Here is a 19,793-nt window from a genome sequence, read left to right on the forward strand (position 1 = left end):
TCGCGGGGCATCCGATCCGACCGCTGGCCGACAGTGGTGTGAGCCAAACGATGAGCGAACCCGAACCGCTGATCAGCGGTCGGGCCGGGCGTCGCGGGCGAAGTCCCCGTCCAGGTCGTCGCGCGGCTCGTCCAGACCCAGGCCGTCGGTCGCCCGCTGCGCGCGCCGCTCCTGCTGGCTGTCCTTCTCCTGCTGCCGGCGCTCCAGGCGTTGCCGGCGCTGCCCCGCCTCGTCCAGCTCCTCGGCCAGCCGGGTCAGCTCGGAACGGAGGAAGTCGCGGGTGGCCACCTCGCCGAGGGCGATCCGCAGCGCGGCGATCTCCCGTGCCAGGTACTCGGTGTCCGCCTTCTGGGCGGTGGCCCGCCGCCGGTCCTCCTCCAGCGCCAACCGGTCCCGGTCGGCCTGCCGGTTCTGGGCCAGCAGGATCAGCGGCGCGGCGTAGCTGGCCTGCAACGACAACACAAGCGTGAGAAACGTGAAGGTGTATGGGTCGAAGCGCAGCTCGGCCGGGGCGAGGGTGTTCCAGCCGAACCAGATCGCGATCACCACGGTCATGACGACGATGAAGTTCGCGGTGCCCATGCCCCGGGCGATGCCCTCCGACCAGCGACCGAACGCCTCCGCGTCGAACCGGGGGAGTTTGATGCCCCGGGGCTCGCGGGGCTGGTCGAGCCGCTCCGTGCGCCGCTGCTCAGCCACCGTCGCCGTCCAGCGCCGCGTCGGAGGTGCCCGGGGCGGCCAGGGCGTCCCGGTCGCGCCAGTCCCGGGGCAGCGAGTGGTCCAGTACGTCGTCGACCGTCACGGCGCCGACCAGCCGGTTGCTGCGGTCGATCACCGGCATGGCGACCAGGTCGTAGGTGGCCATCCGGCGGGTGATCTCCGGTAGTGGGGTGGTGGGACGCAGCGGGTCGATGTCGTTGACCACCACCTTGCCCAGCAGGTCGGCCGGCGGTTCACGCAGCAACGCCTGGAAGTGCACCATGCCCAGGTAGCGGCCGGTCGGGGTGTTCTGCGGGGCCCGGGTCACGAAGACCTGGGCGGCGACGGCGGGGGAGAGCTGCGGTTCCCGGATCCGCGCCAGCGCCTCGGCGACGGTGGCGTCCGGCGGCAGGATGACCGGCTCCGAGGTCATCACGCTGCCCGCCGTGCCCGGGGTGTACTTGAGCAGCTGCCGTACCGGGTCGGCCTCGTCCGGCTCCATCAGGTCCAGCAGCACGTCCTGCTCCGGTGGGGGCAGCTCGTTGAGTAGGTCCGCCGCGTCGTCCGGGTCCATCTCCTCCAGCACGTCCGCGGCCCGTTCCCGGTCCAGCGCGGCGAGGATCTCGACCTGGTCGTGCTCCGGCAGCTCGCTGAGCACGTCGGCCAGCCGCTCGTCGTTCAACGCCGCCGCGACCTCGTTGCGCCGCGCGTCGGGCAGGTCCTGTAGCGCGTTGGCCAGGTCGGCCGGGCGCATGTCCTCCAGGACGGCGAGCAGGTTCGCCGTACCCCGGTTGTCGGCGATGCCGCTGAGCCCGCGCACCCGGTCCCACTCGACCTGGTGCAGGTGGCCGCGGCGGGTGAGCCGGCCGGTCTGCTCGCGGACCGCGACCCGGCTGAGCGACCATTCGCCGCCGCGCGTGCACTCCATCGCGACGTCCACCACCGAGCCGGGCTGGCCGCCCGGTTCGAGCTGTACGCGCCGGTCCAGCAGCTCCTGGAGCACCAGCAGCTCGTTCGGGCGCTTCTCGAAGCGCCGCAGGTTGAGAGTGCCGGAGCCGAGGACCACCGCGTCCGCGTCGATCGAGGTGATGCGGTTGATGGACAGGAAGATCCGTCGGCGCATCGGCATCTCGGCGACCAGACCCACCACCTCGGGGGGCCGCTTGGTCGCCCGCAGCCGTGCCACGGCGTCACGGACCCGCCCCACCTGGTCGCCGTTCGGATCGAAGACGGCGACTCCGGCGAGGCGGGCGATGTAGACCCGGGTCGGCGTGCTCACGGGCACCAGCCTAAGCGCCTAGTGTTTATCAACATGTCGACCCTGGCCTACGAGATCGTGGACGTCTTCACCGACCGCCCGTTCGCCGGCAACCCGCTGGCCGTGGTGTTCGGCGCGGAGGCATTGGCCACCGAGCAGATGCAGGCGCTCGCGCTGGAGTTCAACCTCTCCGAGACGGTGTTCGTGCTGCCACCGACCCAGGTGGGGGCCACCTACCGGGCCCGCATCTTCACTCCGGCCGAAGAGTTGCCGTTCGCCGGGCACCCGAGTGTCGGCGCGGCGGTCACCGCGAGTCGGCGCGGAATGTTCGGTGTGGGGCAGGTCACCCAGGAGTGCGGCGCGGGTGTGCTGCCGGTCGAGGTGACCGCGACCGGGGCGACGCTCACCGGAGGCAGCCCCACCCTCGGCCCCGAGCTGGACCCGGAGCCGTTGCTGGAGATCGCCGGGCTGGTCGCGGACGACCATGACCATGCCGGGCCCGCCCCTCGGGTGGCCGGTTGCGGGCTGGAGTTTCCCTACCTGCCGGTCCGTCCGGATGCGGTGGCCAGGGCGCGGGTGAACCCGGCGGCAGCGGAACGGTACGGGGTGGCGCACGTCAGCGTCTTCTCCTGGGACGCCGGCACGCAAACCGCACACGCCCGGGTCTTCGTGCCGGGGCTCGGCGTTCCGGAGGACCCGGCGACCGGCTCGGCGGCGCTCGGGCTCGGAGTCTGGCTGGTGGCGACCGGCCTGCTGCCGGGCGAGGGTCTGGCGCACTACGCGGTGCGCCAGGGCATCGAGATGAACCGCCCATCCGCGCTGGCCTGCACGGTGACCGCGGCGAACGGTGTGGCCGTCGGCGCGACAGTCGCCGGTCAGGTGATGCCGGTGGCCCGGGGCGAGATCGCCGTGCCGCCGTTCGTGGGCTGAGTGACGGTGCCGATGCGGGAGAATGCGGGTGTGACGGACGAGGATGCCTCCGGTGGCACGCCGCTGGTCGACGAGGCGATGAAGAAGGCCGCGGTGGCCTGGGTCAGCGTGTCCGGTGGCCCGGCGCTCGCGCTCTGGTGCGCGCCGCTGGAGGGCGCGCTCTTCGTGGTGAGCGGGCCGGGCGAGCAGGCCGCGCCGGGGCTGGCCGACGCGACCGAGGCGCAGGTCACCCTGCGCGGCGACCACGGAGGACGGATCGTCACCTGGCCGGCCCGGGTGACCCGGCTGGCACCGGGCACCGACGCGTGGGACACCACCGCGCCGCTGGTGGCGGCCAAGCGCCTGAACGCGCCCGGCCCGACCGCCGATCTGGTGGCCCGCTGGGCCGCCGAGGGTTGCGCGGTGAACCGACTCGTCCAGGCCGGCGAGCCGCTGACCGGCGCCGGCCTGCCGTCCGACGCGCAGGCCGAGCAGCCTCGGGAGACTCCGGCGGTCCGCGCCACCCGCAAGCCGTTCCGCCTGCACCGGGTCCGCCGCCGCTGACCGCCGCCCGGCCGGTCAGCCCGTCGGACCACCCACCCCGACGGCAGCGACCCCCACGGCGGTGCCCGCGAGGTCGAGCACCTCGCGCAGGGTGCCGAGCGTGCGGCCGCGCCATTCCCGGTCCGCGTTGAACACCATGTGCTCGGCCAGGTCGGGCGCGGCCAGCCGCACGGCGGTCATCCCGGCCCGTTCGGCGCCGGTCAGCTCCTGGCTGCCGCCGTCGCCGACGTACAGGCACTCGTCCGGCGCGAGCCCGAGCCGACGGCACGCGGTCAGGTAGAGCGCCGCGTCCGGCTTGCAGCGTCCGACCTGCACGGAGAAGACCCGCACGTCGAGCAGGGGCGCGATCGCGAGCTGCGGCAGGAAGGCCGGCAGTTCGTGCGTACAGTCGCTGACCACGCCGGTGCGCAGGCCGCGCTGGCGCAGCGCCGCCAGGACGGGCACCGCGTCGGCCCGCAGCCGGGTGTCCGCGCGGATCGCCCGGTGCCGGGACGCCACCGCCGCCCGCAGCGCACGGTCACTGGGGTGTACGCCGGCCTGGGCGCACACCCACCGCAGGGTCGCCTCCGCGTTGCCGAGTCGGCCGCTGGCCCGTTCGTAGTAGGTGCGGTCCAGCACCTCGGTCAACGTGTCGGTGGGGCAGCCGAGCAGTTCCGCGGTGCCGAGGTGCGCGGCACCGCGCTGTACCGAACGGGTCAGGGTGCCGAAGAAGTCGAACAGCACCGCCTGGTAGCTGGACATGGGGGAACGCCTCCGGGCGGTCGAGGTTCGCCGGCGCGGAACCGCGTGATCGTAACGGAGTGATGACCCTCGGTGCTGACCGTCATACGTGTGAGGATTACGTCCCGTGCCCCCACCTTCACATCGGCCGACCCTGGATCCGCTGACCACCGGCGCGGTCGGGCTGGCCGTGGTCGCCGTGTCGTCGTCCGCGCCACTGATCGCGTACGCCGCCGCTCCCGCGTTGGCCATCGCGTTCTGGCGCAACCTGCTCGCGGTGGCCGTGCTGAGCCCCTTCTCGCTGGCCCGGCGGCGCGCCGAGTTCCGCAGGCTGACCGTGGGCGCGGGCCGGCGGGAGGGACTGTTCTGCGTACTGTCCGGGGTCGCGTTGGCCGGGCACTTCGCGACCTGGGTGCCGAGCGCCCAGCTCACCTCGGTCGCCACGTCCACCGCCCTGGTCGCCACCCAGCCGGTCTGGCAGGGGCTGATCGCCCGCGCCCAGGGGCGTCCGCTGCCCCGGGTGGTCTGGATCGGCATCGCGGTGGCGGTCGGCGGCGCGGCGGTCGCCACCGGGGTGGACGTGGGCGTCTCCGGCCGGGCCGTCCTCGGCGACGTGTTGGCGTTGGTCGGCGCCCTGTTCGCCGCTGTCTACACCGCCTTCGGCGAGCGCGCGCGGACCAGCATCAGCACCACCACCTACACCACCATCTGCTACGGGATCTGCGCGCTGATCCTGCTGGCCATCTGCCTGGTCGGCGGCGTCCGGCTGACCGGGTTCGACGGGCGTACGTGGTTGGCCATCCTGGCCCTGGTGGCCGGCGCCCAACTGCTCGGGCACTCGATGTTCAACTACGCCCTGCAGAAGATCCCGGCGACCACGGTGAGCGTGCTGATCCTGCTGGAGGCGCCCGGCGCGGCCCTGCTCGGATGGGCCTGGCTGGGTCAACTGCCCCGCCCGTACGCGCTGCTCGGGATGGCGCTGCTGCTGGTCGGGGTCGCGGTGGTGCTCGGCGGCCGGCGCAGCGAACCCACCGCGCTGCCGGCCGACCCGACACCGCTGGCCGACTGATCCCCGACACCGTGCCGCGACGACGTGAGGAACATGGACACGGGTTCCCTCCGCGGCGGGGTCGCCCGGCGTCTGTCCGGGTGAGGAGGGCGATCCGTTGACGACTGAGGACCGCGCCCGGGACGGCTTCGCCGACTTCGTCCGGGCCGAGACCGCCGGGCTGACCCGGTTCGCATACCTGCTGACCGGTGACCGGCACCATGCGGAGGACCTGGTCCAGGTGGCGCTGGCTCGCGTCGCAGTGCGCTGGGAGCGGATCGAGGATCCGCCCGCCTATCTGCGCCGGGTGCTCTGCACCCAGGCCGCCAGTTGGTGGCGCTGGCGGCGGGCCCGTCCGGCGGAGCGGCTGGGCGGGGCGTTGCCGGAACGATCCGGTCCGGGTGACGACGCCGATCTACGGCTGGTGCTGTCGGCGGCGTCGGCTCGGCTGACCGTGCGGCAGCGCGCGGTCCTCGTGTTGCGCTACTACGAGGACCGCACCGAGTCGGAGACGGCTGAACTGCTCGGCTGCCGGGTCGGCACCGTGAAGAGCCAGACCCGCCACGCCCTCGGCCGACTCCGCGTACTCGCCCCCGAACTGGCCGAACTTGTCGGCCGTGACCCGCAGGAGGTGGCACGGTGACCGCCCGGCTCTCGGAAGCGCTGCGGCGCCTCGCCGACGACGTGCCGCCCGCGCGCGTACCGGCGGGGTTCTTCGACGCGGCGCGGACCCGGCACCGCCGTCGCCGGGCCGCCGTCGCGGGCGCGCTCGCCGTCCTGGTCCTGCTCCTGGGCACCGGGTACGCGCTGCGCCCGGTCGCCCTGCCGATCCCCGCCGGCCCGAGGCACGACGCCCCCGGCCTGCCCACCAGACTCGTCGACCCGCCGCTGCGAACCGCCTCGGTGCGGGCCTCGGCACCTGGCACGGCGGCGATGCTCTTCGGCGGTCCCGCCGTGCGCACCGATTGGTTCGAGACCCGGATGGGTGTGCTCGCCGCGGACGCCGACCGCTACCGGGTGCTGGACGCCGGTTCGGCCGTCGCGGGCTTCGAGGCGATGCTGTCTCCGGACGGCCGGTACGCCTCGATCGGTGCGACACTGCTCGACCTGCGGACCGGGAAGCTCACCCCGGATCGCACGGGCGGCTACCCGCTCGCGTTCGCGCCGAACGGGGAGCGTCTCGTCTACGCCGAGGACGACACGACGTTCACCCCGCCCAACAGCTACGGCACCCCGTACGTCGGTTGTCTACGACCGCAAACTCGGCGCGGATGTGCTGTGGGTGCGGGTCGGGACGGCCTGGATTCCGCCCGGACGCGCGGCCGCGCTCTCGCCCGACGGCGGGGAGTTGGCCCTCCAGGTCCGCGACGAGGTCTGGCTCACTCGGGTGGCCGACGCGGGCGCCGATCGGGTCGCCGAGCCGTACCGGAAGCTGCCGCTCGCCGGCGGCCGGCTCGCCGGGGCCGGGTCCTGGTCGCCGGACGGCGGATCGGTGGCGGTCCTGGATCGGTCCACCTGCGACGACTGCCCGGTGCCGTCCTTCCGGCGCACCTGGACGCTGGCGTTGCGGTCCACCGTCGACGGTTCGCCCGTGGCCGGTGCCGCGTTCCCCCCGCTGCCTTCCCGCACGTTCGTGCAACTGCTCGGCTGGCGCTCGGCGGAGGAGGCGGTCGCGTTGGTGGGGGTGCCGGGTCCGGCGGCGGTGGACCGCCCGGACGACCACGACGTGGCCTGGGGGCCGTATCACGAGCCCGGAACGGAGGCGGTGGAACTCGTGGCGCTGCGCCGGGGCGCGCTCGCGCCGGAGGTGCTCTTCCGCACCCCGGAGGGCATCACTGAGCTGTCGGTCGCCGCCGACCTGGCGATCGACGGGGCGGTACGCGAATCCGGTCGCCCCGACTACGGGCCGCTGCCGTTCTGGGCGCTCGCGGCGGGGTTCGTGCTGGTGGTCCTGGTGGCGCTGCCCGTGCTGAGGTGGCTGCGGCGGTGGCGCGGCCGCCGTCGCCTGCCTAGCCCTCGTGCACCTCGATGACGCGGGTGGTCGGGGCGGCCTCGCCGAGGGCGGTGCGCAGGGCGGCCCGCTCCGGGTCGACCAGGAACGACTCGTAGCCGGCCCGCCCGTCGAAGGTGATCACGTGCACCTCGGCCCGCCCGTCCGTGCCGCGCAGCCGTCGTTCCAGCCGGCCACCGTGCCGGTCGAGCAGCGCCAGCACGGTGTCCTCGTAGCGCTGCCCGGCGGCCTCGGCCCCGGCCGGATACTCGACGACTGCGACAAGGGTCAGCATGACGCCACGCTATCGGTCGATGCCGACGGCCGTGGCGCTGGCTTCCCAGAGCCGGGCCGCGAGCTGCGGGTCGGCTGCCTTGCGGTACGGCCGGCGTGGCCGGCGGTTGTAGTAGTACGCCCCGTTGATGAGCCGGGCCGGATCCTGGTTGGCCAGCCAGACCAGCGTTTCGGCGCCCTTCTCGGGGCTGCGGAACGGCAGGAACCGCATACCGAACGCGACCATCCGGCTGTCGTTGGCGAACCTCGTACGCACCACGCCGGGGTGGAAGCTGTGCGTGGGGATGTGCGGCCAGCGGCGGGCCGCCTCGGCGGCGAACAGAATGTTGGCCTGCTTGCTGGTGCCGTACGCGGCCATCGACCGGTAACGGCGCAGCGGCTTGTTGAGGTCGGCCGGGTCGAGCCCGCCGTAGCGGTGCGCGCCCGAGGCGGTCACCACTATCCGGCCCACCCGGCCGGCGAGCAGGTTGGTCAGCAGGAAGGGGGCCAGGTGGTTGGCCTGGATCGACAGCTCGAAGCCGTCGACGGTGGTGAGCGGTTGGAGCGCGATGGCCCCGGCGTTGTTGGCCAGCACGTCGATCCGGTCGTACGCGTCGCGCAGCCGCTCGGCGAGCCCGCGTACGTCGTCGAGCACCGCGAAGTCGGCCCGGAACAGCTCGGGACGCTCGCCCGAGGTCTCCCGTACCCGTTCCGCCGCGGCCTGCAGGCGGGCCGGATCCCGTCCGACCAGCACCACCTGGTCTCCGCGGCACGCGAAGCTCACCGCGGCGGCCAACCCGATGCCGGAGCTTGCCCCGGTCACCACCACCAGCCGACGCCCAGTGAGATCTTCCACAGGTCCATTCACCCCGGTCATGGCGCGAGGTTACCGTGACGTCACCACGCCCTTTGGGATCGTTAAGTTTTCTTCGGAGTCAGGTGGCGTCGGCGTGCTCGCCGATCGCTGGAAGAGGAGCGCATTCATGGCCGCAGTCGGTCGTCCCCGCCGGTCCTGCCTCGCCGTGCCGGGTTCCAGCGTCAAGATGCTCGGCAAGGCGCAGGGTCTCCCCGCCGACCAGGTCTTCCTCGATCTGGAGGACGCCGTGGCGCCGCTGGCCAAGCCGGATGCGCGCAAGAACATCGTGGCCGCCCTCAACGACGGTGACTGGGCCGGCAAGACCCGGGTGGTCCGGGTCAACGACCTGACGACCCCGTGGACCTACCGGGACGTCATCGAGGTGGTCGAGGGCGCCGGCGCGAACCTGGACTGCATCATGCTGCCGAAGGTGCAGAACGCCGCCCAGGTGCAGTGGCTGGACCTGACGCTCACCCAGATCGAGAAGACGATCGGCCTTGAGGTAGGCCGGATCGGCATCGAGGCGCAGATCGAGAACGCGGCGGGTCTGGTCAACGTGGACGCCATCGCGGCCGCCTCGCCGCGCGTGGAGACCATCATCTTCGGCCCGGCCGACTTCATGGCGTCGATCAACATGAGGTCGCTGGTGGTCGGCGGCCTGATCCCGGACTACCCGGGCGACCCGTACCACTACATCCTCATGCGGATCCTGATGGCCGCGCGGATGCACGACAAGCAGGCCATCGACGGCCCCTTCCTGCAGATCCGCGACGTCGACGCGTTCCGCGAGGTGGCCAAGCGCTCGGCGGCGCTGGGCTTCGACGGCAAGTGGGTGCTGCACCCGGGCCAGCTCGACGCCGCCAACGAGATCTACCAGCCGGCCCAGGCCGACTACGACCACGCCGAGCTGATCCTCGACGCGTACGAGCACTACACCTCGGAGGCCGGCGGCAAGCTCGGTGCGGTGATGCTCGGCGACGAGATGATCGACGAAGCGTCCCGCAAGATGGCGCTGGTCATCGCCGCGAAGGGCCGCGCCGCCGGGATGAGCCGTACCTCGTCGTTCACCCCACCGGCGCAGTGACGCCTCGGGCCGGGTCGGTCGCCGCCGGCTGCCGACCCGGCCTACCAGCCGGCGGTACGCGGACCCGACGACCGAGTCAGTAGCTGCTGTCGCTGCCGGCGCCCGTCGTGACCGCGAAGACGATCGCGACGACGTAGAACGCGATCGCCAGCACCATCAGCGCGGTGACGATCCAGCCGACGATGATGCCGGCCTTCGCCATTCCCTCGCCGCCCTCGCCGCTGACCCGGATCTGCTTCTGCGCCACATGGCCGAGGATCGCCCCGATCGGCGCGGTGATGCCGCAGGTGGTCAGGCCGGCCAAGGCCAGCACGAGCGCCGCGATGGCCAGCCCGTTGGTCTTCGGCGGTGGCGGGTACCCGTAACCGGGGTGCGGCGGGTAGCCGGGCGGCGCGTACGCGCCCGGCGGCAGCTGCCCACCCGCGTACGGGTCGACCGGCGCGTACGGGTTTGCGGGGCCGGGTTGGGTCGGTATCGGCTGGCCGGCCACCAGGGTCGGGTCCGGCGGCGCGCTCGACGGTTGAGCCGACCAGGTGGGGTCGGTCCAACCGCCGGGGGGTGGGGGATTGGTCATGCGAACTCTCCGTCGGCTCGGGTGCGCCGTCAGAGTAGCCAGGGGTGCCTAAACCCGATGGCCCCGCTCCCGGGTGCCGCGTTGCTCGGGCCGGTTGTAACGGGCAGGATCCCTGGCATGGCAATAGACGCGCGCGCCGCGGACCGTTCCGGCAGCCGACCGCGACGGGACGTGAGCCGTCCGGGTGCGGGCCGCCGCGGTCGGGCGGCCACGCCGGCCGGCGCACCCGGCCCCGACGAACCGGTCGCACTCACGGACCCGGTGACCATGCGGCTCGACGGTCGGGTCGCCCTGGTGACCGGGGCCGGCAGCCCGGACGGCATCGGCTATGCCACCGCCCGGCGGCTGGCCGACCTGGGGGCGCGGGTGGCCATCGTCAGCACCACCCGGCGCATCCACGAGCGGGCCGGTGAGCTGGGGGCGACCGGGTTCGTCGCGGACCTGACCGACGAGTCCGAGGTCGGCGCGCTGGCGGACGCGGTCGCCGAGCAGTTGGGTGACGTCGAGGTGCTGGTCAACAACGCCGGTCTGGCCAGCCGGGCCAGCCAGGGGGTGCTGCGTCCCGTCGCGCAGCTGACCTACGACGAGTGGCGCGGCGAGATCGACCGCAACCTGTCCACCGCGTTCCTGTGCAGTCGCGCGTTCATCGGCGGGATGGCCGAGCGGGGCTGGGGGCGGATCGTCAACCTGGCGGCCACCGCTGGCCCGGTCAACGCCCTGCCCACCGAGGCCGCGTACGCCGCCGCGAAGGCCGGTGTCGTCGGGCTGACCCGTGCGCTGGCCATGGAGATGATCGCCGACGGGGTGACCGTGAACGCGGTGGCGCCCGGCACCATCTACACGGCGGCGTCCACGATGGCCGAGATCAAGCAGGGCCTGGGCACACCGGTCGGTCGACCGGGCACCCCGGACGAGGTAGCCGCGGCCATCAGCTTCCTCTGCTCGCCGGCCGCCTCGTACATCACCGGCCAGATGCTTGTGGTGGACGGCGGCAACAGCGTCCGGGAGGCGCGCTTCCGCTGATCGGCCGGGCGGGTCAGTAGCCGCCGCTGTCGCCGGTGTTGCTGAAAATGACCAGCGCCAGCCAGCCGCAGCAGGCCAGCAGGGTCAGCGCGGTGAAGGCGTAGCCGAGGATCAGCCCCCAGGTGGCGAGCTGGTCGCCGTCCTCGCCGCTGGTGCGGATCTGTCGCTTGGCCACGTGGCCGAGCACGGCGCCCGCCGGGGGGAACACGAAGGCGAACACCAGCGACAGGATCGCCAGCACGTTGGTGCCCCGACCGGGTCCGGACGGCGGCGGGCCGTACTGGCCGTAGGGGCCCTGCGGCGGGTACGGCGGCTGCTGCCCCCAGTGCGCCGGCTGGTGCGGCTTCTGCTGCTCGTACGGCGACGGCTCGTCGGCGGGGGGCCCGTACGGCGAGCGTTCCGGCGACCCGAACGACGACTGGTCCGGCGGCGGCGGGTACGGCGACTGGCCGGCCGGCGGTGGCGCGTACGGCGACTGGTCCCGGGGTGGCTCGTAGGGTGACGGCGGCGGCTCGTCCCCCGGGGGGCCCGACGGTGGCGGGTAGCTCACGGCTGTCCTCCTCCTGCCGGTGCCGGAAAAGTCCTTCTTGCCGGACGGTACCCGCAGCGGTGAACCTTTTCACAGCGGTTGTGTGGACTGGTCACCTTGGCCTTGCCGACCCGGAGGCCGATACTGACCGAGCGTTCAGTTACCCATGAGTAGTGCGCTGATCCCCGGAGGCTGAGATGGCCCGACTCGCCCAGACGCCCGGCCTGACCGATGTGCAGCGATCGATCCTGGAGACCGTCCGGGAGTTCGCCGACAAGGAGATCATCCCGCACGCCCAGCGGCTGGAGCACGCCGACGAGTACCCCACCGACATCCTCGACGGGATGCGCGAGATGGGGCTGTTCGGCCTCACCATCGACGAGGAGTACGGCGGGCTCGGCGAGTCGCTGCTCACGTACGCCCTCGTGGTGGAGCAGCTGTCCCGGGGCTGGATGTCGATCTCCGGCATCGTCAACACCCACTTCATCGTGGCGTACCTGATCTCCCAGCACGGCTCGGCCGAGCAGAAGGCCCGCCTCCTGCCGAAGATGGCCACCGGCGAGGTGCGCGGCGCGTTCTCGATGTCCGAGCCGGAGACCGGCTCCGACGTCTCGGCGATCAAGTCCCGGGCCGTCCGCGACGGCGACAGCTACGTGCTCAACGGGCAGAAGATGTGGCTGACCAACGGGGCGTACTCCTCGGTGGTGGCCACCCTGGTCAAGACCGACACCGGCGCCGAGTCGGTGTACGGCAACATGAGCACCTTCCTGCTGGAGAAGGAGCCGGGCTTCGGCGAGACCGCCCCCGGCCTCACCATCCCCGGCAAGATCGAAAAAATGGGTTACAAGGGCGTCGAGACCACCGAGATGGTGCTCGACGGGGTGACCGTGCCCGACTCGGCCATCCTCGGCGGCGCCGACAAGGTGGGGCGCGGCTTCTACCAGATGATGGACGGCATCGAGGTGGGCCGCGTCAACGTGGCCGCCCGCGCCTGCGGCATCTCCATCCGCGCCTTCGAGTTGGCCGTCGCGTACGCCCAGCAGCGCAAGACGTTCGGCCAGCCGCTCGCCAGGCACCAGGCGATCGCGTTCAAGCTCGCCGAGATGGGCACGAAGATCGAGGCCGCGCACGCCCTCATGGTCAACGCCGCCCGCCTCAAGGACGCCGGCCAGCGCAACGACGTCGAGGCCGGGATGGCCAAGCTGCTCGCTTCGGAGTACTGCGCGGAGGTCGTGCAGGAGGCGTTCCGCATCCACGGCGGCTACGGCTACTCCAAGGAGTACGAGATCGAGCGGCTGATGCGCGAGGCCCCGTTCCTGCTCATCGGCGAGGGCACCTCGGAGATCCAGAAGACCATCATCTCCCGCGGCCTGCTCAAGGAGTACAAGCTCTGAGCTGCCCCTGATCCGGCTCGACGGCCAGCTCCCGCGATCGGAACCGGTAGTCCTCGAGCGCGGCGATCAGCCGGTCCTCCGGCACCGCCGTGTCCCGGCCGCCGACCACCGGCGCCGGCCGCAGCGACTGCCAGACCGCCGGCCGCAGCCGCACCCCGTTCAGCCGGCCGTCGCGCCGGTGCGGGCTGACCCGGTCGATGTTCGTCCAGTCCACGATCTGGCGGCCGTGCCGGATCTCGCTGGCGGTCAGCGCCAGCCTTCCGGTGAAGCGCGTCTCCTCGTAGACCCCACGACCGAGCCAGGCCGCGACCCCGACGGCGAGCACCGGCCGCGTCAGTTCGACCCACCGGCCGTGCGGGGGCAGGCTGGCGATCAGCCACCCTCCGATCGCGAGCAGCGTGGTCGCACCGGCCGCCAGGTCGACCCACCCGGCGAGCGACCGGCGTGCCACCAGGCCCGGTTCGACGGCGTCCAGGCCGGAGGCACGCTCCCGCCAGCGCAGATGCCCGGTCCGCCGTGGCCACCACCGCCCGGTCAGCCACCGCATGCCGATGGCCGACCAGACCGCCAGGCTGGCGGTGGACGGGTTGATCCGAGGGGGCGCAAGCAGCCCACCGGCGACCCCGGCCGTCACCACCAACCCGGCCGTCAGAGCCAGGATCCGGCGCGGCCAGAGCCCGTCGCCCAGCGCCGGTACGCGGCCGCGCCGCGGGATGACCATGCCCGCAGCGTACGACCACCGGGAACCCAGTGAAGCGGGTCAGGCCGGCGGCGCGCTCGACGACGAGATGTTCGTGCCAATGCCGGCCGCTCACGTCGTGCCCACCGGCCTGTCGACGGCTTCCGGTCCGTCCGGCCGTCGGCCAGCCCGTCGGACCGACGCGGGATCAGCCGAGCCGGGTCAGGCCGGCGGCGGCGCGCTCGACGATGAGGCAGCGGTCCTCGACGTAGTCCATCCCGGCCGCCTCGGCGATCCGTCGCGCCTCGGCCGAGACGATGCCCAGTTGCAGCCAGACGGCCGGAGCGCCGATCGCCGCCGCGTCCCGCACGACCTGCACGGCGTCGGCCGCCGGCCGGAACACGTCCACCAGATCCACCGGGTGCGGGATGTCGGCCAGCGTCGGGTACGCCCGCTCGCCGAAGAGTTCGTCGACTGTCGGGTTGACCGGGATGATCCGCCAGCCGTACTGCTGCATCTGCAACGGCACGCCGTGCGCGGCCTTGCGCGGGTCGCGCGACGCGCCGACGACGGCGATGACGGCGGAGTCGGCGAGGATCTGCTGAGCGGTGCGCACCCGCCGACTGTAGCGCCGCCTGCTGGCTAGAGCAGGGTCAGCTGCTCGGCGGCCGGCGGTGGGGGCGGCTCGGGCAGCCGACGGTTGTCACCCACTTCGCCCCGGTGCAGCCCGTGGCGGCGGGCCGCGATCCGCACCCGGGCGGTCAGCTCCCGCTGGTACGCCTGCGGGGCGTACGCGCCGGCCCGGTAGAGCTCGCGGTAGCGGGGCGCGAGGTGCGGGTGCTCCCGAGCGAGCCACTGCGCGTACCACTCCCGGGCGCCCGGGCGCAGGTGCAGCGCCAGTGGAGTCACGCTGGTCGCCCCGGCGGCCGCGATCGCCGACACGGTGGCGTCGATCGACTCGTCGCCGTCGCTCAGCCCGGGCAGGATCGGCGCCATCAGCACCCCGACCTCGAAGCCGGCGTCGGTGAGTCGGCGGACCGCGTCGAGCCGGCGGCTCGGGTGCGGCGTGCCCGGCTCGACGCCACGCCAGAGCTGCTCGTCGACGAAGCCCACCGAGTAGGAGATGCCGACTCTGGTCACCTCGGCGGCCTGGCGCAGCAGCGGCAGGTCTCGCAGGATCAGCGTGCCCTTGGTCAGGATCGAGAACGGGTTGGCGAAGTCGCGCAGGGCCGCGATGATCTGCGGCATCAGCCGGTAACGCCCCTCGGCCCGCTGGTAGCAGTCCACGTTGGTGCCCATGGCCACGTGCGCGCCCCGCCACTTCGGCGCGGCCAGCTCCCGCCGTACCAGCTCACCGGCGTTGACCTTCACGATCACCTGCCGGTCGAAGTCCGCACCAGCATCAAGATCGAGGTAGGTGTGAGTATTTCTCGCAAAGCAGTTGTGGCTGACCACTCCGTTGGCGATGAAGTCGCCGGTGCCGGTGGTGATGTCCCACAGCGGCAACTCCAGCCCGAGCGCTTGAATGTCGACAACCCTGAGTGCGGCCCTGCATTTCAGAGCGGCACCCGCGATCGAACGCTTGCGAGTGATGGCCGGGTCGGTCAGGTGGAAGAAGCGCAACCGCGCCGGGAGACCGCCGGTCAGCCGTACATAGCGCAGGCGGTTCGTCCGCCTCCGGTCCTCGAGGACGGTGGCGAATCCAAAGGCGCGCAGTGCTTCCGTCGTGTGGCTGAGGACCTGATCGTCGCAGTTGGCGATTCTCAGGATGCCCTGGCTGCAACTGCCTTCGGCATCGAAGATGCCAGCAAGGAACCCTCGTTGCCAGTCAGGAGTCGAATGCTGCGGCCATTGCACGATCTCCCTGATTGCATCGACCTTCTGCTTTCCCGAGGCGCGGATCGCCTCCATCGGCCGCCGGTCGGGCCTGGCCTGGCCAAAGGAGGTGCGGCTTGTGTCGACGCCCTCTTCCTTCAGATACCGCTCGGTACGATCGAGGGCCTCGCTGTCCGCGAGCGCCAAGCGGAACTGGTGACTCCAGCTCCTGCCTGTGGCGTAGGTGCCTATGGTTCCGTCGCCGCGCACCATGCCGCAGAGATAGCCGCGACGGTAGTCGTGGGAGGCCTTCGGAGTTGTCTCGAACGCCCCAGTGCCGATCAGGCGATTGTTGGTGGTGAGGTAGGGCCGTTGACCGGCGCCGAACATGCCGCCGGTGATGTGTTTCCAGCCTCGCTCCGTCAGGAAGCGGTGGTCCCCGCTGGCGACGAGCGTCGTCCCGTCCTCCAGGGTGACGCGATAAGCCGGTTTCACGGTGGACCACTTGTCGAGGACGGTGGTGACGACGTATCGGCGGTAGGCGCCGCGTCGCTCGGTCCCGTAGATGCGGTCGCCCGACTCCAGCTCGCTGATCGGTTTCGTGCGTCCGTCCGCCATCAGAATGGGGGTGTCGCCCGATACGCAGTAAACACAAGCATGACTGCATCCTCGGTACGGGTTGATCGTCCACTCGAAGGGCACGCGGGACTGGCCGCGCACCCGGTTGAGGATGGACTTGGCCTGCACCTCGTGAAAGGTCATCCCGGCGAACTCGGGGGTGTCGAAGGTGCGCACGATGGCGCCGGGCAGCGCCAGCGGCAGGGGTGGCGTCGCTGGCGCTGCCCGCTCGGGGTCTCCCTCAACCGGGGGAGCGGTGAGGTTGTCCCAGCGCATGGGCACTATTCGAACACGTGTACGAGGCCCGCGCAAGTGACTCGCCGGACACCGGAGCCCACCGGGCGGTCGCGCGGGGGAGGATGGACGCCATGGAGAGGTCGACCTTCGTCTACGACGGGGACTGCGCGTTCTGCACGAGTTGCGCGGAGTTCATCGAACGCCGCATCCCCACCGCCGCCCGGGTGGTGCCCTGGCAGTTCGCCGATCTGGACGCGCTCGGCCTCACGGCCGCCCAGTGCGAGGAGGCCGTGCAGTGGGTCGGCGCGGATGGCTCACGCGCCGCCGGGCCGGACGCCATCGCGAAGCTGCTCGCCGCGAGTGGTCCGCTCTGGCGGGTCGCCGGGGCGGGGCTGCGGTTTCCGCCGGCACGCGCCGTGGCCTGGCCCGCGTACCGCTGGGTGGCGCGCAACCGGCACCGGCTCCCGGGCGGCACGGCGGCGTGCTCGCTGCCGCAGGAGGCCCGGGAGCGGCTCTACGGGCCGGCCGGCCGCCCGAGCGCCGGGGCCTGATCCCCGAGCCGCGCCGGCTCCGTGCCGGCGTCCGCCGGGGCCTGATCGCGTGGTTCGGGGTCGGCGTTCGGTGGGGCCGGCTCCGGCGCGTCCGTCGGTGCGCCGGGGGTCTCGCGGCCGGTCAACCGGCGGGCCCAGACCAGCGGGCGGACCCGCTCCAGCGGCAGGAAGCTCGTCATCGCGGCGAGGTGGGGTGCGAACGAGATCGTGATGGTCGCGATGGTCACCACGTGGAACGAGTAGAAGAAGCCGACCATGGCCAGTCGCCAGCGGGCCGGCAGCAGGAACACCACGGGGCTGAACAGTTCGAAGGCCACGATGCCGAACTGGGCGACGATCAGCAGGTACGGCACCTGGGCGATGAGGTCCGCCAGGTCGGTGCCACGTCGGATGATGGCCCGCGCCAGCACCGAGCCGGTCAGCCAGTCCAGGCCGCCGAAGCGCAGCTTGGCCCAGGCCGCCAGGAAGTACGTGCAGATCACCGCGATCTGGGTGACCCGCAGCGCCCAGCCGCCGGCCTCGGTGCGGGTGGTGTCGCCGTGGCGGGCCCGGCCGGCGGTGGGCAGCACGGCCAGTGCGACGAGGAGCCCGAACCGGTCGTGGTCGACCTTTCCGTAGCTCATCGCGATGATCATCCACTCGAGGTAGAGCGCGCAGACCGACCAGCCGAGCAGCCGGGGCGCCCGGCCGGTCGCGGCGAGCAGGGTGAGCAGCAGCAGCGCCCAGAAGATCACCGCCACCACCGTCGGCGTCGGCGTCGGCAGCGGGAGCAGCCGGCCGATCAGCAGGGGCTGGTACAGCTCGCCGGGCACGCTGGCCCTGGTGCGTACCCATGGGGTGAAGACCACCAGGTCGGCGGCGACGAAGAGGTAGATCAGGGTGCGGAAGGCGGCGATCCGGCCGCGCGGCACCGCCTCGGTCAGCCAGCCGCTCATCGGGAGACCTGCCAGCGGACCACGGTCTCGTCGGTGTGCTGCCCGGTGGGTCGGCCGGCGCGGATGCCGTGCCAGCGGATGACGATGCGGACCTCGACCAGCGCCGGGGCGTCCGGGTGGCGTTCGGCGTACGCGTCGGCCACCTCGGCGAGCAGCGTCGGGTCGGCGGCGTACCGGTCCTGCTGGCCCTCGATCTCGGCGCGGCGGATGCCGGTGGCGCCCTGGCCGAGGTCGACCACCGCGCCGGCGCTGTTCACCCCCTCCACGCGGGTGTCCGGGGCGGGGGCGTTCGGCGGGTTGGAGGTGGCGTACATCCGGAACGGGCCGAACGGGAAGTCGTCGTCGCTGCCCCAGAAGGTGCCGAGCAGCAGCAGGACGAGACCGAGGGCGGTCGCGCCCAGCCGGGTCGCGCGCCCGCGGGTGGTCAGGGTCTCCATCGGGTCGTGACGATACGGGATGTACCGGCCGTGCGGGGTCCCACCGATGGCCAGTTCCGCCTGCCCAGGTCGATGATCACGCGCCGGTGCCCGGGTACGACGAAGGGCCGGACCCGACCGGGCCCGGCCCTCGCGCGCCGTCACGGGGACGGCTCAGTGGTTGTGCTCGGCCAGCTGCTTGCGGACGTCGTCCATGTCCAGCGCCTCGACCTGCTCGATCAGGTTCTCCAGCGCGGACTCGGGAAGCGCGCCCGGCTGGGCGAAGACGATGACGCCGTCGCGGATCGCCATGATCGTCGGGATCGACCGGATGTCGAACTTCGCACCCAGCTCCTGCTGGGCCTCGGTGTCGACCTTGCCGAAGACGATGTTCTGGTGCTTCTCCGAGGAGCGCTCGTAGACCGGGGCGAACCGCTTGCACGGACCACACCAGTCGGCCCAGAAGTCGACCAGGACGATGCCGTCGTTGCCGGTCACCTCGTCGAAGTTCGCCGAGGTCAGCTCAACGGTTGCCATTGCACTCTCCGATCACCGCGGTTTGTCTGCGTCCCGTAGAACCAGGGCTGACCGTATCGAATTCCCGGGCCGTCCAGCACGAAACGTGCGCAGGGCTGCCCGGGGCCCTCGGCGGCCATCGAACTGCGTCAGTTCATCCCGTCCTGCGGAACGCAAGTGCATGACGCACTTGCGTGACCTGCGGTGATGGGAGCGGTTCCAAGGAGATCCACCCGATCGAGCGCTACGAATCGGTAACTTGAGCCCTGACGAGGAGGTATCCGGCCTGCGGAGATCGCTGATCACCCCGCTCTCCGTCACGCAGAGTAGTGTTACAAAAAGATAAATGTGACCTCGATCTCTGTCGAACCTACGCCGTCGTAGGGCAGAATTCCTCACATCAGAGCGTGGGCGGCGGGTGCCGGGGAGGGCCCCGCCGCTCATTGCGTCTCCCCTCGGGTGAGTGACCGGTGTGACATTTCCGCCGGGGTCCGGCCCCGACCGTCGCCTTAACCATCGGTAAGGCATGCTGTGCCGAACTCCATCGCCGCCCGTCGAAGGGGACCAGGATGCAGTTCGGCCGCTACTACGAGGAGTTCGAGGTCGGCGCGGTCTACCGGCACTGGCCGGGTAAGACCGTCACCGAGTACGACGACCACCTCTTCTGCCTGCTCACCATGAACCACCACCCGCTGCACATGGACGCGCACTACGCCGCGACGGCCAGCCAGTTCAAGCGCAACGTGGTGGTCGGCAACTACATCTACTCGCTGCTGCTCGGCATGTCGGTGCCGGACGTCAGCGGCAAGGCCATCGCCAACCTGGAGGTCGAGTCGCTGCGGCACGTGGCGCCCACCTTCCACGGCGACACCATCTACGGCGAGACGACGGTGCTGGACAAGCGCGAGTCCGGCTCCAAGCCAGACCGTGGCGTCGTGTCCGTGGAGACCCGGGGCTACAACCAGGACGGCACCATGGTCTGCGTGTTCCGCCGCAAGGTCATGGTCCCCAAGCGGGAGTACGCGGCCGACGCCGTCGCCGAGGGAGTGGACCCGGAGCGGCCCAGCTTCCCGAACCCGCGCTGAACCCCCGGCGGCGCTGAGCA

23 protein-coding genes are annotated in these 19,793 nt (G+C 72.0%); 10 read left to right on the forward strand and 13 right to left on the reverse strand.

Annotated features, from left to right (window positions below; all coding sequences use genetic code 11):
• Positions 1-72 precede the first annotated feature (72 nt).
• Positions 73-699, reverse strand: a complete 627-nt coding sequence (locus tag ABZU53_RS17465; RefSeq protein ID WP_234584336.1) for a DUF1003 domain-containing protein — start codon at positions 697-699, stop codon at positions 73-75.
• On the reverse strand, positions 692-1,978 hold the full coding sequence (locus ABZU53_RS17470; RefSeq protein ID WP_354855952.1) for a CBS domain-containing protein: 1,287 nt from the start codon (positions 1,976-1,978) through the stop codon (positions 692-694). Before ABZU53_RS17470 ends, ABZU53_RS17465 begins: the two co-directional genes overlap by 8 nt.
• Before the next feature lie 33 nt (positions 1,979-2,011).
• On the opposite strand from ABZU53_RS17470, the gene ABZU53_RS17475 reads away from it, so the two are divergent.
• The gene (locus tag ABZU53_RS17475; protein ID WP_355066725.1) at positions 2,012-2,887 is read left to right on the forward strand and encodes a PhzF family phenazine biosynthesis protein; all 876 of its coding nucleotides are present in this window, start codon (positions 2,012-2,014) and stop codon (positions 2,885-2,887) included.
• 12 nt (positions 2,888-2,899) lie between these two features.
• Complete coding sequence (locus ABZU53_RS17480) at positions 2,900-3,430, forward strand: hypothetical protein (protein ID WP_354855950.1); 531 nt, start codon at positions 2,900-2,902, stop codon at positions 3,428-3,430.
• A 15-nt stretch (positions 3,431-3,445) separates the two neighbouring features.
• Here ABZU53_RS17480 and ABZU53_RS17485 read toward each other — a convergent pair whose 3' ends face one another.
• Complete coding sequence (locus tag ABZU53_RS17485; protein WP_355066726.1) at positions 3,446-4,171, reverse strand: HAD-IA family hydrolase; 726 nt, start codon at positions 4,169-4,171, stop codon at positions 3,446-3,448.
• A gap of 106 nt (positions 4,172-4,277) precedes the next feature.
• Here ABZU53_RS17485 and ABZU53_RS17490 point away from each other — a divergent pair, with 106 nt between their 5' ends.
• From ABZU53_RS17490 to ABZU53_RS17500, 3 genes are all read left to right on the forward strand, one after another.
• Positions 4,278-5,219 carry a DMT family transporter gene (locus ABZU53_RS17490; protein ID WP_354855948.1) on the forward strand — a complete coding sequence of 314 codons (942 nt, stop codon included), beginning with the start codon at positions 4,278-4,280 and terminating at the stop codon, positions 5,217-5,219.
• A gap of 97 nt (positions 5,220-5,316) precedes the next feature.
• Complete coding sequence (locus tag ABZU53_RS17495; RefSeq protein ID WP_355066727.1) at positions 5,317-5,841, forward strand: SigE family RNA polymerase sigma factor; 525 nt, start codon at positions 5,317-5,319, stop codon at positions 5,839-5,841.
• A gap of 639 nt (positions 5,842-6,480) precedes the next feature.
• Positions 6,481-7,230: a hypothetical protein gene (locus ABZU53_RS17500; protein WP_355066728.1), complete on the forward strand. Its 750-nt coding sequence runs from the start codon at positions 6,481-6,483 to the stop codon at positions 7,228-7,230.
• Here ABZU53_RS17500 and ABZU53_RS17505 read toward each other — a convergent pair.
• Both ABZU53_RS17505 and ABZU53_RS17510 read right to left on the reverse strand, forming a co-directional pair.
• Positions 7,208-7,483, reverse strand: coding sequence for a hypothetical protein (locus ABZU53_RS17505; RefSeq protein WP_354855927.1), 276 nt, complete (start codon positions 7,481-7,483; stop codon positions 7,208-7,210). The genes ABZU53_RS17500 and ABZU53_RS17505 overlap by 23 nt on opposite strands.
• A gap of 9 nt (positions 7,484-7,492) precedes the next feature.
• Positions 7,493-8,317, reverse strand: a complete 825-nt coding sequence (locus tag ABZU53_RS17510) for an SDR family NAD(P)-dependent oxidoreductase (RefSeq protein WP_355066755.1) — start codon at positions 8,315-8,317, stop codon at positions 7,493-7,495.
• Between the two features lie 127 nt (positions 8,318-8,444).
• On the opposite strand from ABZU53_RS17510, the gene ABZU53_RS17515 reads away from it, so the two are divergent.
• The gene (locus ABZU53_RS17515; protein ID WP_355066729.1) at positions 8,445-9,401 is read left to right on the forward strand and encodes a CoA ester lyase; all 957 of its coding nucleotides are present in this window, start codon (positions 8,445-8,447) and stop codon (positions 9,399-9,401) included.
• A 76-nt stretch (positions 9,402-9,477) separates the two neighbouring features.
• Here ABZU53_RS17515 and ABZU53_RS17520 read toward each other — a convergent pair whose 3' ends face one another.
• The gene (locus tag ABZU53_RS17520) at positions 9,478-9,975 is read right to left on the reverse strand and encodes a DUF4190 domain-containing protein (protein ID WP_354855925.1); all 498 of its coding nucleotides are present in this window, start codon (positions 9,973-9,975) and stop codon (positions 9,478-9,480) included.
• 117 nt (positions 9,976-10,092) lie between these two features.
• On the opposite strand from ABZU53_RS17520, the gene ABZU53_RS17525 reads away from it, so the two are divergent.
• The gene (locus ABZU53_RS17525) at positions 10,093-10,998 is read left to right on the forward strand and encodes an SDR family NAD(P)-dependent oxidoreductase (RefSeq protein WP_354855924.1); all 906 of its coding nucleotides are present in this window, start codon (positions 10,093-10,095) and stop codon (positions 10,996-10,998) included.
• A 13-nt stretch (positions 10,999-11,011) separates the two neighbouring features.
• Here ABZU53_RS17525 and ABZU53_RS17530 read toward each other — a convergent pair whose 3' ends face one another.
• Positions 11,012-11,548: a DUF4190 domain-containing protein gene (locus ABZU53_RS17530; protein WP_355066730.1), complete on the reverse strand. Its 537-nt coding sequence runs from the start codon at positions 11,546-11,548 to the stop codon at positions 11,012-11,014.
• A gap of 176 nt (positions 11,549-11,724) precedes the next feature.
• Between ABZU53_RS17530 and ABZU53_RS17535 the strand changes: the two genes are divergently transcribed.
• Positions 11,725-12,921 carry an acyl-CoA dehydrogenase family protein gene (locus tag ABZU53_RS17535; protein ID WP_354855922.1) on the forward strand — a complete coding sequence of 399 codons (1,197 nt, stop codon included), beginning with the start codon at positions 11,725-11,727 and terminating at the stop codon, positions 12,919-12,921.
• Here ABZU53_RS17535 and ABZU53_RS17540 read toward each other — a convergent pair.
• The 3 genes from ABZU53_RS17540 to ABZU53_RS17550 all read right to left on the reverse strand — a co-directional run bounded on the left by ABZU53_RS17540 (position 12,902) and on the right by ABZU53_RS17550 (position 16,309).
• Positions 12,902-13,642 carry a hypothetical protein gene (locus ABZU53_RS17540; protein WP_355066731.1) on the reverse strand — a complete coding sequence of 247 codons (741 nt, stop codon included), beginning with the start codon at positions 13,640-13,642 and terminating at the stop codon, positions 12,902-12,904. The genes ABZU53_RS17535 and ABZU53_RS17540 overlap by 20 nt on opposite strands.
• 166 nt (positions 13,643-13,808) lie before the next feature.
• Positions 13,809-14,216 carry a CoA-binding protein gene (locus tag ABZU53_RS17545; RefSeq protein WP_355066732.1) on the reverse strand — a complete coding sequence of 136 codons (408 nt, stop codon included), beginning with the start codon at positions 14,214-14,216 and terminating at the stop codon, positions 13,809-13,811.
• Between the two features lie 26 nt (positions 14,217-14,242).
• Entirely contained in the window at positions 14,243-16,309 is a 2,067-nt protein-coding gene (locus ABZU53_RS17550) for an intein-containing Rv2578c family radical SAM protein (protein WP_355066733.1), read from the reverse strand.
• A 92-nt stretch (positions 16,310-16,401) separates the two neighbouring features.
• Between ABZU53_RS17550 and ABZU53_RS17555 the strand changes: the two genes are divergently transcribed.
• Complete coding sequence (locus ABZU53_RS17555) at positions 16,402-16,821, forward strand: DUF393 domain-containing protein (protein WP_354855918.1); 420 nt, start codon at positions 16,402-16,404, stop codon at positions 16,819-16,821.
• Here ABZU53_RS17555 and ABZU53_RS17560 read toward each other — a convergent pair.
• From ABZU53_RS17560 to trxA, 3 genes are all read right to left on the reverse strand, one after another.
• Complete coding sequence (locus tag ABZU53_RS17560; protein WP_354855917.1) at positions 16,785-17,756, reverse strand: MFS transporter permease; 972 nt, start codon at positions 17,754-17,756, stop codon at positions 16,785-16,787. The two genes, ABZU53_RS17555 and ABZU53_RS17560, sit on opposite strands and share 37 nt — an antisense overlap.
• Positions 17,753-18,193, reverse strand: coding sequence for a hypothetical protein (locus tag ABZU53_RS17565; protein ID WP_355066734.1), 441 nt, complete (start codon positions 18,191-18,193; stop codon positions 17,753-17,755). The genes ABZU53_RS17560 and ABZU53_RS17565 overlap by 4 nt, the downstream gene beginning before the upstream one ends.
• Before the next feature lie 153 nt (positions 18,194-18,346).
• Positions 18,347-18,709, reverse strand: a complete 363-nt coding sequence (gene trxA, locus ABZU53_RS17570; protein ID WP_030329190.1) for a thioredoxin — start codon at positions 18,707-18,709, stop codon at positions 18,347-18,349.
• A gap of 548 nt (positions 18,710-19,257) precedes the next feature.
• Here trxA and ABZU53_RS17575 point away from each other — a divergent pair.
• Positions 19,258-19,773: a MaoC family dehydratase gene (locus ABZU53_RS17575; protein WP_354855915.1), complete on the forward strand. Its 516-nt coding sequence runs from the start codon at positions 19,258-19,260 to the stop codon at positions 19,771-19,773.
• Positions 19,774-19,793 lie beyond the last annotated feature (20 nt).

The organism is Micromonospora sp. NPDC005194 (assembly GCF_040608335.1).
GTDB lineage: Bacteria > Actinomycetota > Actinomycetes > Mycobacteriales > Micromonosporaceae > Micromonospora.

What these genes read in the sequence shown, in the direction of transcription:
- ABZU53_RS17535 (WP_354855922.1), top strand. Translation starts at nt 11,725, where the DNA reads ATGGCCCGACTCGCCCAGACGCCCGGCCTGACCGATGTGCAGCGATCG.
- ABZU53_RS17565 (WP_355066734.1), bottom strand. Translation starts at nt 18,193, where the DNA reads ATGGAGACCCTGACCACCCGCGGGCGCGCGACCCGGCTGGGCGCGACC.
- ABZU53_RS17555 (WP_354855918.1), top strand. Translation starts at nt 16,402, where the DNA reads ATGGAGAGGTCGACCTTCGTCTACGACGGGGACTGCGCGTTCTGCACG.
- trxA (WP_030329190.1), bottom strand. Translation starts at nt 18,709, where the DNA reads ATGGCAACCGTTGAGCTGACCTCGGCGAACTTCGACGAGGTGACCGGC.
- ABZU53_RS17520 (WP_354855925.1), bottom strand. Translation starts at nt 9,975, where the DNA reads ATGACCAATCCCCCACCCCCCGGCGGTTGGACCGACCCCACCTGGTCG.
- ABZU53_RS17540 (WP_355066731.1), bottom strand. Translation starts at nt 13,642, where the DNA reads ATGGTCATCCCGCGGCGCGGCCGCGTACCGGCGCTGGGCGACGGGCTC.
- ABZU53_RS17560 (WP_354855917.1), bottom strand. Translation starts at nt 17,756, where the DNA reads ATGAGCGGCTGGCTGACCGAGGCGGTGCCGCGCGGCCGGATCGCCGCC.
- ABZU53_RS17480 (WP_354855950.1), top strand. Translation starts at nt 2,900, where the DNA reads ATGCGGGAGAATGCGGGTGTGACGGACGAGGATGCCTCCGGTGGCACG.
- ABZU53_RS17515 (WP_355066729.1), top strand. Translation starts at nt 8,445, where the DNA reads ATGGCCGCAGTCGGTCGTCCCCGCCGGTCCTGCCTCGCCGTGCCGGGT.
- ABZU53_RS17575 (WP_354855915.1), top strand. Translation starts at nt 19,258, where the DNA reads ATGCAGTTCGGCCGCTACTACGAGGAGTTCGAGGTCGGCGCGGTCTAC.
- ABZU53_RS17475 (WP_355066725.1), top strand. Translation starts at nt 2,012, where the DNA reads ATGTCGACCCTGGCCTACGAGATCGTGGACGTCTTCACCGACCGCCCG.
- ABZU53_RS17550 (WP_355066733.1), bottom strand. Translation starts at nt 16,309, where the DNA reads ATGCGCTGGGACAACCTCACCGCTCCCCCGGTTGAGGGAGACCCCGAG.
- ABZU53_RS17525 (WP_354855924.1), top strand. Translation starts at nt 10,093, where the DNA reads ATGGCAATAGACGCGCGCGCCGCGGACCGTTCCGGCAGCCGACCGCGA.
- ABZU53_RS17485 (WP_355066726.1), bottom strand. Translation starts at nt 4,171, where the DNA reads ATGTCCAGCTACCAGGCGGTGCTGTTCGACTTCTTCGGCACCCTGACC.
- ABZU53_RS17505 (WP_354855927.1), bottom strand. Translation starts at nt 7,483, where the DNA reads ATGCTGACCCTTGTCGCAGTCGTCGAGTATCCGGCCGGGGCCGAGGCC.